We start from the raw sequence: 14927 nt of genomic DNA on the forward strand, positions 1-14927 counted from the left end.
AGCAAATCCGGCAGTTCAAGCCCTAGCCGGCTCGCCGCATGCGAGCGGCGAAGAAGCCGTCGAGGCCCGAGCGTTCCGGTGCGCCGAGGTCCAGGTCGGCGGGCGTGGTGCGCAGCGTGCCTTGCGGCGTCAGGAATGGATCGATGCCGGCGATCTCGCCTTGAAGCAGCGGATCATTGGTGATTTCAGGCGTGCCGGCGAGAAAGGCGCGACAGAGATCCTCGCCTTCGAGCGGATCGAGCGAACAGTTGGAAAAGACGATCCTGCCGCCGGGCTTCACCAGCGTCACAGTGCGGGCGAGCAGCCTGCGCTGCAGGTCGGCCAGTTTTTCCACATCGGCCGAAGTCTTGGTCCATGGCACGTCGGGATGCCGCCGCACCGTGCCGGTCGACGAGCAGGGTGCGTCGAGGAGAACGGCGTCGAACAATTCCTTCGGCTCGTATTTGAGCAGGTCGGCCTGGACGATCTCGGCGGACAGGCCGAGGCGGTCGAGATTCTGCGTCAGCCGCGCAAGCCGGTTTTTTGACGTGTCGATGGCGGTGACCTTCGCGCCGGCAACGATCAGCTGCGCGGTCTTGCCGCCGGGCGCGGCGCAGAGATCGGCAACCCGCAATCCCGTGACATCGCCGAACAGTCGGGCGGGCAGGCTGGCCGCGGCGTCCTGGACCCACCAGGCGCCCTCGGCAAAGCCAGGCAATTCGGTGACAGGACCGACAAGATTCTCGACCCGCACCGTGCCGGTCGGCAGGACGATGCCGCCGAGTTTTTCGGCCCAGAGTCCGGGATCGGCCTTGACCGAGAAGTCGACCGGCGCCTCAATGCGATGCGCTTCGAGGATCTGTCGGGCCTTTTCGTTGCCGTAGGTAGTCTTCAGCCTGTCGGAAAACCATTTGGGCGCCTCGTCGGTGGCGGCAAGGGCGGCAGGCAATTCCGTTTCCTTGGCCCGTGCCAGTGTGCGCAGCACGCCATTGACGAGGCCGGAGAACCGCACCGTGCGCGGATCGGACTTGGCATGGGTCACCGCAATGTCGACGGCGGCGCTGTCGGGAATATCGAGGAACAGGATCTGTGCGGCCGCCACATGCAATATGTGCGACAGCGCGGTGGCATTGGGCGGCAGCGGCTTTTCCAGGCGCCGCGCCAAGAGCCCCGATATGGTCATGCGATAGCGCAGCGCGGTGACCATAATGGCGCGGACAAGGCCGCGATCGCGCAAATCGAGCGCCTTGTATTGCGGGTGGCCGTTCTCGTGATCGGTCAGCCCGTCAAGCGGTGTCCTGGCATCGATGACGGCGGCAAGCAGGCGGGCCGCTGCCTTGCGCGCGGCGAGACCGGCGACGAAGTCGCCGCCGTCCCTGTGTTCCTGATCACCTGAAACCGTGCGTCGAGGTCCTCTGTCCGCCACGCTCACGACCACCGGCCCCTGGGCCCGGTCGGATTGCGACCCCATGGGTTGGATTTGGGCTTGGCGGGCTCCGCCGGCTGCTCGGGCCGTGCTGTCTGATCCCACGGGCCGGATGGCCGCAGTTCGTCCGCCTGGCGTGGCGTTGGGGCCTGGCGCGGTGCAGCCCGGGTTTCGCTGCCGGCCATGTCGCGCGCCATCGCCTGCAAGGCTGCAATGCGGTTCTCAGTGGCGGGGTGGGTGGAGAACAGGCTGTCCATGCGCTCGCCGTGAAGGGGATTGATGATGAAGAGATGCGCGGTCGCGGGATTGCGCTCGGCATCGGGGTTGCGGATGCGTTCGGCGCCGCGGGCGATCTTGTCAAGCGCCGATGCCAGCCAGAGCGGGTGTCCACAGATTTCGGCGCCACGTCGGTCGGCCTCGTATTCGCGGGTGCGGCTGACCGCCATCTGCACGACCATCGCGGCAAAGGGCGCTACGATCATCGCCGCCAGCACGCCGACAAAGCCGAACGGATTGTTGTCGCGATTGCCACTGAAAAAGAAGGCGAAATTGCCGAGCATCGAAATGGCACCGGCAAAGGTGGCGACGATCGTCATGGTCAGCGTGTCGCGGTGCTGCACATGGGCGAGTTCGTGCGCCATGACGGCTGCGACCTCTTCAGGCGTCAGCGCCTGCAACAGGCCGGTGGAGGCAGCGACCGCCGCGTTCTGCGGGTTGCGGCCGGTGGCAAAGGCGTTCGGCTGCGGATTGTCGATCAGGTAGGTCTTCGGCATGGGCAGGCCGGCCTGTTTGGCGAGCGACTGGACGATGGCGTAATATTCGGGCGCGTTCTTCTCGTCGACCTCGACGGCACGGTTCATCGACAGCACCATCTTGTCGGCATTCCAGTAGCTGAACAGATTGGTGCCGGCGGCGATCAGCAGCGCGATCATCATGCCGCCGGTTCCGCCGATCAAAAAGCCGACGCCCATGAACAGCGCGGTCATCGCGGCAAGAAGCATGGCGGTGCGAAGTGTGTTCATCGTCTGCTCCTATCCAGGTGATAGCGAAAAGGGGTCGATCCGCTTCGTCTCATCGCTATATGATGGGAAACACCAGTTCCCGTTTCAATCCGCTGGAAATATCGCATGAACGACGAAGCCAGTAAAACCGATGCCGAGCTTGCCCATGATGTCGAGCCAAAGGCGCTGACGCCGGAAGCCAGACGTGCGCTCGCGGAAGCCGAAGCAAGGCGTGTAAAGTACCTGGAAAAGGAAGCCTCGGCGCCGAAGGAAATCGGCGGCCGCGGCGGCAAGGAGCCCGGCCGCTACGGCGACTGGGAGGTAAAGGGCCTGACCAGCGATTTCTAGACGCGGCCTAGGCGGCGTTGCGCTGCGGCTCGAGCGCGATCCAGCCACGCTCGTCGACGGTGATGCCCACCATGTCGTAGCCCGCGATCGCGGCGTGTTGCGTTGGCAAGGGGTGCTTGTGCGTGGCGCTGATGACCATGACCGCCGCGCCCGCCGCTTCGGCTGCCGCTATGCCGGCCGGGGCATCCTCGAACACGAGGCAGTCGCGCGCGTCGAAGCCGAGCCGTTCCGCGCCAAGCCGGAAGCAATCGGGCGCCGGCTTGCCGCGGGAGACATCTTCCGCTGCGACGATGACGGCCGGGACGGGGATGCCCGCGGCCTTCATGCGCAACAGCGCCAGCTCACGTGGGGCGGAGGTTACGATCGCCCAGCGTTCGGGCGGCAGCGAGTCGAGAAATGCCACGGCGCCGGCGATCTGGATAATGCCATCGAGATCGGCCGCCTCGGCCTTCAGCAGCAGATTAGCCTCGTGTGCCGGGTCGACGCCCGGCAGCGCCAGCCCGGTGATGGTCTCGATCGCGCGTACGCCATGGATCGTCGGCAGGAAGGCAGCGACGTCGAGGCCCTGGCGACGTGCCCAATCGCTCCACACCCGTTCCGCCGAGGCGATGGAATTGATGAGCGTGCCGTCCATGTCGAAGAGGAAGGCCGCGAATTTTCTGCTTGAATACATGATTTTCCTTGAGTCCGGGGAGCGCTGGTGGGGTTGCCGAACCTAACGTCTCGACCGCGGCAGGGGAAGACACGGGGTGGGCTTTTCGATCGGCCCAGGGAACCACGGTATCCTCCGGGCGTTTGGGAAAGACTGCTTCTCACAAGATCGAAGGGGGGACCAACGATGCTGATCCGGCTCGGCTACGAAATCGCCATCGAATGCGTAGCCGCCACGCCGGTGATTTCAGTGCTCGAGATCCATCGGGACAGGCAGGCTGATATCAAGCGGCAGACGCGGGTGCTGACCTCGCCCGCGGTGCCGACAAGGCTGTACCACGATCTGCATGGCAATGCCTGCCGGCGCTTCACAGCGCCCGCCGGTGGTTTTCGCATCCTGTACGACGCGGTCGTCGAGGACAGCGGCGAGACGGACGAGGTAAACACGCTGGCCAGGGAAGTGCCGGTGGCGGACCTGCCGGACGAAGTTCTCGGTTATCTCCTGGGCAGCCGCTATTGCGAGACGGATCATCTGAGCAGCCTGGCCTGGCAGCTCTTCGGCGACATTCCGTCCGGTTGGGCGCGCGTGCAGGCTATCGTCGACTATGTCCACAACCGGCTGTCGTTCGGCTATGGCTATGCGCGCTCGACCCGCACGGCGGCTCAGGCGCATGAGGAACGCGTCGGGGTCTGCCGCGACTTCGCTCATCTGGCGATCACGCTTTGCCGCTGCATGAATATTCCGGCACGCTATGTGAACGGCTATCTCGGTGATATCGGCGTGCCGGCCGATCCGGCACCGATGGACTTTTCGGCGTGGCTGGAAGTGTTCCTCGACGGCAAATGGTACACGTTCGATCCTCGCCACAACACGCCAAGAATCGGCCGCATCGTCATCGCCCGCGGCCGCGACGCCACCGACGTGCCGCTGCTGCATAGTTTCGGCGCCCACCGGCTCAGCCTGTTCAAGGTATGGACCTATGAACAGGAAGGCAATCTGTTCAACCCGCCCTACCACGGTATCGACCGGACCGTCGGCGCACAGATGCTGGCCTAAAGGTATGTCGATTCAGGTGAGGCCGGTCTGCAAATGACGGCTTTCTGCGCTTCCGGTGCTCACTGACCAAATGTCCGCTCCGCTCCGGTTCTCGAAAGCCATCATTTTCGACCTGGCCTGACCTGAATCTCAACACCCCTTGAGGCGCGCGGCCAAAAAGCGGCCCTGGTTTTTCAAACGTGATGGCGCTTTGGTCTTTCGACGGCCGGAGGCGTTGGATCCGATCATTTCGCGCCCTGCAGTCTAGGGACAACTGGCCCGCTTCGGCACACGGACCCTGTCCCGCAACAGGACGTCATCGGGATTCCGTGATTGCTTCGTCTTGAGCATGGTAACCGGCTCGTAAACGCAGCCGCGGCCGCGCTTTTCTGTTTACCAGTCATTCACCTTTGCGGAGCTTGAAGCCGAACAAAAACAATGATTTGGCGGCAAGCGGCCGGCCTTCTGCCAGCCAGCGGCGTCATCCGGCGGGAATCCTGCATTGCCCTGTCCGCGGCGACGAGGCCGAGGCGAATGGAGGCTGTAGGATGCGGAATTACGGGGGTCTTGTTCACGCGGTCGGCGGGTTCGCCAGGGATCGCGGTGGAAATTTCGCAATCCTGTTCGGCCTCAGCGCCTCGGTCTTGGCGCTGGCTGTTGGCTTCTCGGTCAACGTATCGCAGCTCTACAATGCCAGATCGAGCCTCCAAGGCGTCGTCGACGCCGCGGTCACATCGACGGCACGCGACCTAACGACCGGCGCCATCAAGGAAGCCGATGCCAACAAATCGGTGCAGGCCTTTCTCGACGCCAACAGCCAGGCAGGCATTCTGCAGGCCGACCAGATCGTACTCGACAGGCTGATCGTCAACAGGACCGCCAAGACGGTCCAGGCTGACGCCCATGTCGATGTCGGGCTGTATTTCCCGATTTTTGGCACGGGCGACATGAAACGCGTCGCCGCCTCCACGACGGCGCTCTATTCGGACAAGACCGTCGAAGTGGCGATGATGCTCGACATAACGGGGTCGATGGCCAAGCGCGGCAAGGTCGACAAAATCGGCGATCTGAAAACAGCTGCAAAAAACGCCGTTCAGACGATGCTGCAGAAACAGGATCCGCAGAACCCCCGCATCCGCGTCGCGATTGTGCCTTACGCATCTGGCGTCAACGCCGGCAAGCTGGCGGAAAACGTCTATGCCGAAAAACAAGCCAGCACTGAGCTCCCACCCGTCGCCGGCAGTCCGCTTCTCGTCGCCAAGACGGGCAAAAATCTGCTGCCGTCGTTCAGCGACTACATCTCCATTGTCGGCGCGGCGATGCCACGCCCCGACAATTGCGCCACCGAGCGCAAGGACAAGAACGGCAACGCGGATATGAGCGCCGACGGCCCGGATACTGTTCGCACCGACGGGAACGGCAAGAAATTCTATGCCCTGGTCAACCGGGACGATCATCTCGGTGACGGGGACATGAACAGGTGTCCTGATGCGAAAGTGATCCCGCTGACCGCCGATTCCGATGCCTTGCTTGAATCGATCGAGGACTTCCGGGCCAATGGGTTTACGGCCGGCGCTATCGCCATTCAGTGGACCTATTATATGCTGTCGCCGCAATGGCGCACTGCGATCAGGAATGCCGGTCTTGGCAAGGGTGCCTCGGATGCCGATCCGAAGAAGATCGCCAAGGTCGCGATCCTGATGACCGATGGCCAGTTCAATACGGCCTTCGCCGGTGCTGGGGACAGCTACAACAGGCAGGGCAATCTTGCGCGCGGCAACGCCGAAACGCTGTGCGACAACATGAAAAACGACGGCATCGAGATTTTCACCATCGGCTTCGATCTGGACGACAAGGATATGTCGACAACCGAGCGGGACCAGGCAAAGGCGGTGCTGAAGGATTGTTCGTCGAAGGATACCTCCGGCGCCAAGAGGCATTTCTTCGACGTGTCCACCGGAGCCGAATTGGACGACGCCTTTCAGGAAATCATTCGCAACACCGAAAAGGTCGCATTAACTCAGTAGTCTAGTCCGCAAACGGAAAAGGCCGCCGCTTCTTTCGAAGCCGGCGGCCTTCCGTGTTTCCGTCCGTGGCGCGGCCCATGGCGATGACCTATCAGGTCAGCCGCCGCGCATTTCGCGCCTTAACGGGAAGACTGCTTCCCGAAAGTGCAATCCGCTGAGGCCACGTTCTGGAAAACGAAATCACTCGACATCGGATCACCTCCTTTCGATTTGTTGAACACATACTCATGATGGGGTGCATTGCAGCAAAAGACAAGGTGCAGGTCTGAAATTAACCAACGGGCGGGCCTGGTGCGGGCCGGCTTGCGATTGCCAGGCCGACCGGGCAAACTTCTGCCCCGGAGCCAGCATTCGGAGGAATCGCATGGAGGCAGCCGAAAAGGCCGCTCGCATCGTTCGGACGGTGATCGAAACATTGAAGCCGGGTTTTGCGGTCAGGCTGTGGACCGGGGAGCGGATCGGCCCCGCCACTGGTCCGGTGCTCACCATCAACGACCAGGACATCGTCTGGCAGATCGTGAAGCGACCGTCCCTGTCGACGCTGATCGAGATGTGGATTTCCAAGACGATCGACATCGAAGACGGGACGATCTTCGATTTTTATGCCCTGCCGTCGCAAGGCAAGCTCAGAACCAAGCTCAAGTCGCTGCCGAAAATGGCGATCCTGCGCGACCTGCCTTCCGTGCTTTTGGCACGCAAGCAGATGGGCGCGGGGACCGATCTGTCGGGGCGCAATCCCTATGTCAGCGGTTCGAGCCAGGAGGCGATCCAGCATCACTATGACATCTCGAACGCCTTCTACCGGCTCTTTCTCGACGAGCGCATGGTCTATAGCTGCGGCTATTTCAAGGATTTCGCCAATGGCATCGACGAGGCGCAGGTCGACAAGCTCGACCACATCTGCCGCAAGCTCCGGCTGAAACCGGGCGAACGACTGCTCGACATCGGTTGCGGTTGGGGCGCCATGCTGATCCATGCGGCGAAGAACTACGGCGTCGTCGGCCACGGTGTGTCGCTGTCGCAGGCGCAGACCGAGCTGGCCCGCGAACGCATTCGCGCCGAGGGGCTGGAGGACCGCATCACCATCGAGATCAAATCCTATGCGGAACTCACCGGCAGCTTCGACAAGATCTCGTCGATCGGCATGTTCGAACATCTTGGGCTCGCCAACCACGCCGCTTATTTCAAGACCATTCATCGCCTGCTGAAGCCGGGCGGCATCTATCTGCACCATGCCATCACCCGGCGCAGCAAGGGCGACATCAAGAAGACCTTGCGCAAGGGGCCGGAGTTCAAGGCGCTGCTCAAATATATCTTTCCCGGCGGCGAACTCGACACCATCGGCATGACAACAGGCAATCTCGAGGCGCATGGTTTTCTCGTCTACGATGTCGAGAACCTGCGCGAGCACTATGCCCGCACCTGCAGGCTGTGGGCCGAGCGGCTGCAGGCCCGCTTCGATGAGGCAATCGCCGAGGTGGGCGAGGCCAGGGCGCGGCTATGGCTGCTTTACCTGACGGGCTGTTCGATCACCTTCGAGCGCGCCTCGGCACAGATTTTCCAGACCGTCGTGACCAAGCGCGCGCGCGGTCCAAGCGGCCTGCCGCCGACACGGGCGGATCTGTATCGTTAGCTTACAGGAAGCGCATCGCGTCGCCGACTTCGACGCGCGCCGGCCGGTCGACCGTGCAATAGACGCCGAGATTGTGGGCGTTGTGGCGGACCAGGTTGCGCAGGATCGCCGGATCATGGTCGAAGCCATCCTGGGCGACGATGGTGAAACCGCAGCGGCGGCAGGGTTCCGAGATGGTCAGCAGGAGATCGCCGACGGCAAGCTTGCGGCCGATCCATTCCGTTTCGGGAAACGAGCCTTCGATCGCCGCCATGTCGACAACGATGTTGGGGCGGAAGCGGCGCGGGTCGGCGACCCCTTCCGGGTGCAATGCTTTCAGGCGTGCCAGCGAAGCCGTGGTCAATAGATGAATCGGCGCCTTGCGGTAGCGCTCCGCGGTCAGCGGGCCGGCATAGTCAGGCCCGGTATTCTCGCGGCGAAACGGACGGAGCGAGGCCTCGAAGCCGAGATAGGCCGACACCGCGCGGTCGCTCTCGATGCTTGGCGCGGCCAGCCAGTCGCCCTCGGGAACGGCAATCTCGAGTTCCAGGGTCGGCGACAGCCGGGTGCGGATGCGCGGCACCTTGTGCCATTTCGCGTCGCGGTCCGGTCGTGCGATCTCGTTGTCGGACACGTCGACAAGGCCGAACAGGCGGTCGCCGTCGATGCTCTCGACGTCGACCGAGATTGTTTTCAGGCGCTCGCCGGCAAGCGAACTCGCCGGATAGCGCCAGAGTTCGCTGACAGTGCCCAGCGCGGCCTGCATCAGCTCTTCTTGTTCTGCCGGTTGGCGACCAGATCATCGACGACGGCCGGGTCGGCCAGCGTCGAGGTGTCACCCAGGGCAGAAAAATCGTCCTCGGCGATCTTGCGCAGGATGCGACGCATGATCTTGCCGGAACGCGTCTTCGGCAGGCCCGGCGCGAACTGGATCTTGTCGGGCGAAGCAATGGCGCCGATCTCCTTGCGGACATGGGCAACAAGCTCCTTGCGCAGCTCTTCGGTCGGTTCGGCACCCTTCATCAAGGTGACGTAGCTGTAGATGCCCTGGCCCTTGATGTCGTGGGGATAGCCCACGACTGCGGCCTCGGAAACCTTCTCATGGCTGACCAGCGCCGATTCGACTTCGGCCGTGCCCATGCGGTGGCCGGAGACGTTGATGACGTCGTCGACGCGGCCGGTGATCCAGTAATAGCCGTCGGCGTCGCGGCGGCAGCCGTCACCGGTGAAGTACTTGCCCTTGTAGGTCGAAAAATAGGTCTGCACGAAGCGGTCGTGATCGCCATAGACGGTGCGCATCTGGCCCGGCCAGGAATCTGTGATGCACAGATTGCCGTCGGCCGCACCTTCCAGCACCTTGCCCTCGCCGTCGACCAGCTGCGGCTTGATGCCGAAGAAAGGCCGCGTCGCCGAACCCGCCTTGAGGTCGGTCGCACCTGGCAGCGGCGTGATCAGGATGCCGCCGGTCTCGGTCTGCCACCAGGTGTCGACGATCGGCACCTTGCCGTTGCCGACGACGTTGAAATACCACTCCCAGGCTTCCGGGTTGATCGGCTCGCCGACCGAACCCAGCACGCGCAGCGATTTGCGCGACGTCTTCTTCACGTGCGCATCGCCGGCGCCCATCAGCGCGCGCAACGCCGTCGGCGCGGTGTAGAAGATATTGACCTTGTGCTTGTCGATGACTTCCCAGAAGCGCGACTGCGACGGATAGTTCGGCACGCCTTCGAACATCAGCGTGGTGGCGCCGTTGGCGAGCGGGCCGTAGACGATGTAGCTGTGGCCGGTTACCCAGCCGACATCGGCGGTGCACCAGTAGATGTCGCCGTCATGGTAGTCGAAGACATATTGGTGGGTCATCGAGACGTAGACGAGATAGCCGGCGGTGGTGTGCAGCACGCCCTTCGGCTTGCCGGTCGAACCCGACGTGTAGAGAATGAACAGCGGGTCCTCGGCCTTCATCCTCTCGGGCTTGCATTCGGCTTTCACCGTCGCGATCTCGTCGTGATACCAGACGTCGCGGCCTGAAACCCAGCCGGTCTTGCCGCCGGTGCGTCGCACGACCACCACCTTTTCGACTTTCGTTCCGGCTTTCGCGGCGATCTCGATCGCCCTGTCGGTGTTTTCCTTCAAAGGGATCGGCTTGCCGCCGCGCAGGCCTTCGTCAGCCGTGATAACGAAGGTCGACTTGCAGTCGTCGATGCGGCCGGCCAGCGCATCCGGCGAGAAACCGCCGAAGACGATCGAATGGACGGCGCCGATGCGCGTGCAGGCCAGCATCGCATAGGCGGCTTCCGGGATCATCGGCATGTAGATGGTGACTCGATCGCCTTTCTTGACGCCGTGTTTCTTCATCACATTGGCGAGCCGGCAGACATGCTCGTAGAGCTCGTTATAGGTGACCTTCTTGTCGTCGTAGGGATTGTCGCCTTCCCAGATGATGGCGGTCTGGTTGCCGCGCTTCTTCAGATGCCGGTCGATGCAGTTGTAGGAAACGTTGGTCAGTCCGTCCTCGAACCATTTGATCGAGACCTTGCCGTCGAAGGAGGTGTTCTTGACCTTGCTGAACGGCTTGAACCAGTCGATGCGCTTGCCGTGCTTGCCCCAGAATTTGTCCGGGTTCTTGACGCTGTCGGCATACCATTTCAGGTAGGTGTCATTGTCGATCAGCGCGTTTTTCTTCCACGCCGGCTGGACGCGATGGACATGAACCTCGGACATTCCTGACTTTCCTCCCGAACCAATCGCCGGCTTGAAATGCCGGCGGGATCGCGGCGACACGGCCGCGAATTCGGCGGCATTATTACCAGTTCCGCCGTTACGGCAACATTAGACGTTGGATTCGCGCGGCGGGATGCCGCAGGGGGCTTCTCCAGGGCTGTCAGCACTCGAAGAGGTGCGCTGCTAACTGCATGTTTTCGCATGCTAAAGCCGGTTCAGATGAAGAAAAAATCAATAGACGGTTAATCAGCGGCGCGCACAATCAGCCGTGGGAGGACAGGCGAATCAACCTGGGGACCGTCATGCGCGACCATGCCGAAATGGACCTGATGCTCAAAGGCTATGGCTTGACCACTGCCAAGATTCTTTATCACTTTCCCGATCACCCGCATCTGCTGCAGAGCTTCATCTGGCAGGACTACGATCTCGCGCCGAAGTTTCCGGTGCTGATCAAGTTCATCGAATTCTGGAAGGCCAAGCTGGACGGGCCGCTGCATTCGATCAGCTATACGCATCAGAAGCTGATCGCGCCGAACGAATGGCGCAAGGTGGATGGGGAGTTCGTGCTGCACTAGGGGCGAGTTTCGCAGCAACGGCTTCTTGAGGTCGGCGTTCTACGACGCCCCCCTCTGTCCTGCCGGACATCTCCCCCTCAAGTGGGGAGATTGGCAGCTCCACCGACAACGCCGCCCCTTGTTACGCCTGCGATTGGCGAAAGTCGCCGCGACATCCGATCTCCCCCCTTGAGGGGGAGATCGCCGGCAGGACAGAGGGGGGCGCTGGCCCGCGAACCTTGCGCCATGACGGCCCGATGCGCTCAAACCACCGGCGGGTTCAACCGAGCAAAGCCTTCCTGGCGGCGGTAGGGGAAGTACGGGTAGGGCGCGGTGACTTCGCTTGCCGCGTCGAGCTGCCTTATCTGCTCCGGCGTCAAGGTCCAGCCGACGGCGCCGAGGTTCTGGCGCAACTGCTCCTCGTTGCGGGCGCCGATGATGACCGACGATACGGTCGGGCGCTGCAGCAGCCAGTTGATGGCGATCTGCGGCACGGTCTTGCCGGTTTCCTCGGCCACGACATCGAGGGCATCCATCACTCGATAGAGATGCTCGTCCTCGACCGGCGGACCGAAGCTTGCCGTGTCGTGCAGCCGGCTCTTTTCCGGTAGGGACTGGCCACGGCGGATCTTGCCGGTCAGGCGGCCCCAGCCAAGCGGGCTCCACACCAATGCACCGACGCCCTGGTCGAGGCCGAGCGGCATCAGCTCCCACTCATAGTCGCGGCCGACCAGCGAATAGTAGACCTGATGGGCGACATAGCGCGGATAGCCTTGGCTGTCGGCTTGCGCCAACGACTTCATCACTTGCCATCCGGAGAAGTTGGAGACGCCGACATAGCGCAGCTTGCCGGCACGGATCAGGTTGTCCAGCGTCGACAGCACCTCCTCGATCGGCGTGCCTGCATCGAAGGCGTGTAGCTGCAAAAGGTCGATGGAGTCGGTGCCGAGGCGCCTCAGCGCATCATCCACGGATCTGATCAGCCGCGAACGTGACGAGCCGTAATCGCCCGGCCCATCGCCCATCGGCAGCGCGGTCTTGGTCGAGATCAGCACGGCATCGCGGCGGCCTTTTATCGCGTCGCCAAGCACCTGTTCAGAAGCGCCGTTCGAATAGACGTCGGCCGTGTCGAACAAATTGACACCAGCCTCCAGGCAGATGTCGATCAGCCGCCGCGCTTCCCTGGCGTCGCTGTTGCCCCAGGCGCCGAACAGCGGGCCGGAACCGCCAAAGGTTCCCGCGCCGAATGAGAGTGCGGGCACTTTCAAGCCCGATGCACCGAGACGTCGATAATCCATCTTTTTACTCCTGGTGGTATGAAGGGTGTCGGAAGCGGGTTTGCCGAGGGTAGTCACGACCGGATGGAGGCAGGCTCGCCGAGCGCCGGGGTGCGATCGAGACGCAGCGCCAGTCCCGCCACGGCGAGTGCCGCGAGCGGCAGCAGGGCGGCGACCCAGGTCAGGGCACCCAGGCCAAGCCCTTGGCCAATCACCGCGCCGCCAAGCCAGGCGCCTGCGGCGTTGCCGAGATTGAAAGCGGCGATGTTGAAGGACGAGGCGAGGCTCTGGCCGGCACCTTGCGCCTTGTCCAGCACCCACATCTGCAGCGGCGCCACGGTAGCAAAGGCGGCGGCACCGAGCAGGCCGACATAGATGACGGCCATCACCTGGCTGTGGATGGCGAAGGTCATCGTTGCGAGCACCAGGGCCAGCACCACGAGGCTGCCCAGCACGGCCGGCACAAGCCAGCGGTCGGCGACCTTGCCGCCAAGCAAATTGCCGGCGATGAGACCGCCGCCGAAGACGAGCAGGATCGGCGACACGGCTGCTTCCTTGAAGCCGCTGATCTCGGTCAGCAACGGAGCGATATAAGTGAAGACGGCGAAGACGCCGGCATAGCCGAGCACGGTGGTGGCGAGGCCGAGCAGGACGGGGGTGCGGCGCAAAACGGCGAGATCGGCGCGCAGGTCGCTCTTTTCGGGCGCCGTCCGGCTGCGTGGCACCAGAGCCAGGATGACGGCGAAGGCGGCCACACCGACCACTGTCACGGCCCAGAAGGTCGCGCGCCAGCCAAAGGCCTGGCCGAGCCAGGTGCCGAAGGGCACGCCGAGGATGTTGGCGATGGTCAGGCCGGTGAACATCAGCGCGATCGCCGAGGCTTGTCTGTTGGGTGCGACCAGCCCTGTGGCGACCACCGAGCCGACGCCGAAGAATGTGCCGTGGGCAAAGGCGGTGATGATGCGGGCGCCCATCAGCGTCCAGTAGTCGGGCGCCAGCGCGCAGGCGAGATTGCCGAGCGTGAAGATCGCCATCAGCGCCAGAAGCACGGTCTTGCGCGGCCAGTTGCCGGTGGCGATGGTCAGCAACGGCGCGCCGATGACGACGCCAAGCGCATAGCCCGAAATGAGCTGGCCGGCAGCCGAGATCGAAACGCCGAGATCCTTGCTGACATCGAGCAGCAGACCCATGATAACAAATTCGGTGACGCCGATGCCGAAGGCACCGGCGGCGAGGGCGTAGAGAGCAAGAGGCATGGCGATTTTCCACTTCGATGCGAAGAGCGCCGTCCCGCGCCCCGACCCCTGAGATCGTGCTTCCCTGCATTGTGAACCAGACTTGCCTTGGGCATATTTTCTGTGAAATAGATTCATAAATGGCCAGGCCCGATATCAATCGCTCCGGCGAGATCGAAGTGTTCGTGCGCGTCGTCGAGGAAGGCAGTTTCTCCTCCGCGGCACGCGCGTTGCGCATGACGCCGTCGGCGGTGAGCAAGCTGATCGCGCGGCTGGAGGCCCGGCTTGGCGCGCGGCTGGTCAGCCGCTCGACGCGAAAGCTGCAACTGACGCCGGAAGGCACAGCATTCTACGAGAGCGGCCTGCGCATCCTTGCCGACATGGCGGCAGCCGAGCAGGAGGCAGCGGCCGGTGCTTCACCGCGCGGACGTGTGCGCATTAACAGCTACGTGCCCTTCGGGGTGCATCGGCTGGTCCCGCTTCTGCCTCGGTTCCTGGAACGCTACCCCGAGATTTCGGTCGATCTGGTGCTGACCGACAGCGTCGTCGACCTGATGGCGGAGCGCGCCGATGTTGCCATCCGTGCCGGGCCATTGAGTGGGTCACGGCTGGTGGCGCGCAAGCTCGGGCAAAGCCCGGTGGTCGTTGTTGCAGCACCTTCTTACCTCGATACGCACGGCATACCGCTGACGCCAGCCGATCTCGACAGGCACAACCGCATGGGCTTCGGCTTCGTCAGGCACCTCGATGGCTGGCCGTTCCTCGACGCGGAAGGCCGCGCCATCATGATTCCGATCACCGGCAACACGCTGGTCAGCGATGGTGAGGCGATGCGGCTCATGGCACTGGCGGGCGCGGGCATCGCCCGGCTGGCGCGCTGGCATGTGGCGGAAGACATAACGGCCGGCAGACTGGTGCCGCTGTTGGAGGCATTCAATCCGGGTGACGAGGAGCCGACCCACGCCGTCTATGTCGGTCAGGGCCGGCATCTGCCGGCGCGGGTGCGCGCCTTTCTCGATTTTCTGGGCGAGAGCGTCCGGCTGACCTGACATCTCCGGAG

At 63.2% G+C, this 14927-nt stretch carries 13 protein-coding genes; 6 read left to right on the plus strand and 7 right to left on the minus strand.

Going from position 1 to position 14927, the window contains the following annotated elements:
• Positions 1-22: 22 nt before the first annotated feature.
• Positions 23-1450, minus strand: coding sequence for an RsmB/NOP family class I SAM-dependent RNA methyltransferase (locus tag RPF88_RS24370; RefSeq protein ID WP_442921286.1), 1428 nt, complete (start codon positions 1448-1450; stop codon positions 23-25).
• On the minus strand, positions 1408-2427 hold the full coding sequence (gene htpX, locus RPF88_RS24375) for a zinc metalloprotease HtpX (RefSeq protein WP_024504208.1): 1020 nt from the start codon (positions 2425-2427) through the stop codon (positions 1408-1410). Before htpX ends, RPF88_RS24370 begins: the two co-directional genes overlap by 43 nt.
• Positions 2428-2532: 105 nt before the next feature.
• Here htpX and RPF88_RS24380 point away from each other — a divergent pair, with 105 nt between their 5' ends.
• Positions 2533-2754 carry a DUF1674 domain-containing protein gene (locus RPF88_RS24380; RefSeq protein ID WP_024504209.1) on the plus strand — a complete coding sequence of 74 codons (222 nt, stop codon included), beginning with the start codon at positions 2533-2535 and terminating at the stop codon, positions 2752-2754.
• Positions 2755-2761: 7 nt separating this feature from the next.
• Here RPF88_RS24380 and RPF88_RS24385 read toward each other — a convergent pair whose 3' ends face one another.
• Entirely contained in the window at positions 2762-3427 is a 666-nt protein-coding gene (locus RPF88_RS24385) for an HAD-IA family hydrolase (protein ID WP_337123358.1), read from the minus strand.
• 165 nt (positions 3428-3592) lie between these two features.
• Between RPF88_RS24385 and RPF88_RS24390 the strand changes: the two genes are divergently transcribed.
• The 3 genes from RPF88_RS24390 to RPF88_RS24400 all read left to right on the plus strand — a co-directional run bounded on the left by RPF88_RS24390 (position 3593) and on the right by RPF88_RS24400 (position 8101).
• The gene (locus RPF88_RS24390) at positions 3593-4462 is read left to right on the plus strand and encodes a transglutaminase-like domain-containing protein (protein ID WP_013529017.1); all 870 of its coding nucleotides are present in this window, start codon (positions 3593-3595) and stop codon (positions 4460-4462) included.
• A gap of 527 nt (positions 4463-4989) precedes the next feature.
• Positions 4990-6468, plus strand: a complete 1479-nt coding sequence (locus RPF88_RS24395; protein ID WP_275953499.1) for a TadE/TadG family type IV pilus assembly protein — start codon at positions 4990-4992, stop codon at positions 6466-6468.
• A gap of 364 nt (positions 6469-6832) precedes the next feature.
• Complete coding sequence (locus RPF88_RS24400) at positions 6833-8101, plus strand: cyclopropane-fatty-acyl-phospholipid synthase family protein (protein ID WP_337123360.1); 1269 nt, start codon at positions 6833-6835, stop codon at positions 8099-8101.
• Position 8102: 1 nt separating this feature from the next.
• On the opposite strand, the gene RPF88_RS24405 is transcribed toward RPF88_RS24400, so the two are convergent.
• Together RPF88_RS24405 and acs are read right to left on the minus strand one after the other, a co-directional pair.
• The gene (locus tag RPF88_RS24405; RefSeq protein ID WP_024504213.1) at positions 8103-8846 is read right to left on the minus strand and encodes an MOSC domain-containing protein; all 744 of its coding nucleotides are present in this window, start codon (positions 8844-8846) and stop codon (positions 8103-8105) included.
• Positions 8846-10801, minus strand: a complete 1956-nt coding sequence (gene acs / locus RPF88_RS24410) for an acetate--CoA ligase (RefSeq protein ID WP_337123361.1) — start codon at positions 10799-10801, stop codon at positions 8846-8848. The genes RPF88_RS24405 and acs overlap by 1 nt, the downstream gene beginning before the upstream one ends.
• Positions 10802-11103: 302 nt before the next feature.
• Here acs and RPF88_RS24415 point away from each other — a divergent pair, with 302 nt between their 5' ends.
• Entirely contained in the window at positions 11104-11376 is a 273-nt protein-coding gene (locus RPF88_RS24415; protein WP_013529022.1) for an usg protein, read from the plus strand.
• A gap of 242 nt (positions 11377-11618) precedes the next feature.
• On the opposite strand, the gene RPF88_RS24420 is transcribed toward RPF88_RS24415, so the two are convergent.
• Complete coding sequence (locus RPF88_RS24420) at positions 11619-12653, minus strand: aldo/keto reductase (protein WP_337123363.1); 1035 nt, start codon at positions 12651-12653, stop codon at positions 11619-11621.
• A 53-nt stretch (positions 12654-12706) separates the two neighbouring features.
• Positions 12707-13888 carry an MFS transporter gene (locus tag RPF88_RS24425; RefSeq protein WP_337123364.1) on the minus strand — a complete coding sequence of 394 codons (1182 nt, stop codon included), beginning with the start codon at positions 13886-13888 and terminating at the stop codon, positions 12707-12709.
• Between the two features lie 119 nt (positions 13889-14007).
• Between RPF88_RS24425 and RPF88_RS24430 the strand changes: the two genes are divergently transcribed.
• Complete coding sequence (locus tag RPF88_RS24430; RefSeq protein WP_337123365.1) at positions 14008-14916, plus strand: LysR substrate-binding domain-containing protein; 909 nt, start codon at positions 14008-14010, stop codon at positions 14914-14916.
• Positions 14917-14927: the final 11 nt, after the last annotated feature.

It is taken from the genome of Mesorhizobium sp. ISC11 (genome assembly GCF_037162595.1).
Lineage (GTDB): Bacteria > Pseudomonadota > Alphaproteobacteria > Rhizobiales > Rhizobiaceae > Mesorhizobium > Mesorhizobium ciceri.

Coding starts and splice junctions, on each gene's coding strand:
- RPF88_RS24370 (WP_442921286.1), bottom strand. CDS start 1,450: ATGGGGTCGCAATCCGACCGGGCCCAGGGGCCGGTGGTCGTGAGCGTG.
- htpX (WP_024504208.1), bottom strand. CDS start 2,427: ATGAACACACTTCGCACCGCCATGCTTCTTGCCGCGATGACCGCGCTG.
- RPF88_RS24380 (WP_024504209.1), top strand. CDS start 2,533: ATGAACGACGAAGCCAGTAAAACCGATGCCGAGCTTGCCCATGATGTC.
- RPF88_RS24385 (WP_337123358.1), bottom strand. CDS start 3,427: ATGTATTCAAGCAGAAAATTCGCGGCCTTCCTCTTCGACATGGACGGC.
- RPF88_RS24390 (WP_013529017.1), top strand. CDS start 3,593: ATGCTGATCCGGCTCGGCTACGAAATCGCCATCGAATGCGTAGCCGCC.
- RPF88_RS24395 (WP_275953499.1), top strand. CDS start 4,990: ATGCGGAATTACGGGGGTCTTGTTCACGCGGTCGGCGGGTTCGCCAGG.
- RPF88_RS24400 (WP_337123360.1), top strand. CDS start 6,833: ATGGAGGCAGCCGAAAAGGCCGCTCGCATCGTTCGGACGGTGATCGAA.
- RPF88_RS24405 (WP_024504213.1), bottom strand. CDS start 8,846: ATGCAGGCCGCGCTGGGCACTGTCAGCGAACTCTGGCGCTATCCGGCG.
- acs (WP_337123361.1), bottom strand. CDS start 10,801: ATGTCCGAGGTTCATGTCCATCGCGTCCAGCCGGCGTGGAAGAAAAAC.
- RPF88_RS24415 (WP_013529022.1), top strand. CDS start 11,104: ATGCGCGACCATGCCGAAATGGACCTGATGCTCAAAGGCTATGGCTTG.
- RPF88_RS24420 (WP_337123363.1), bottom strand. CDS start 12,653: ATGGATTATCGACGTCTCGGTGCATCGGGCTTGAAAGTGCCCGCACTC.
- RPF88_RS24425 (WP_337123364.1), bottom strand. CDS start 13,888: ATGCCTCTTGCTCTCTACGCCCTCGCCGCCGGTGCCTTCGGCATCGGC.
- RPF88_RS24430 (WP_337123365.1), top strand. CDS start 14,008: ATGGCCAGGCCCGATATCAATCGCTCCGGCGAGATCGAAGTGTTCGTG.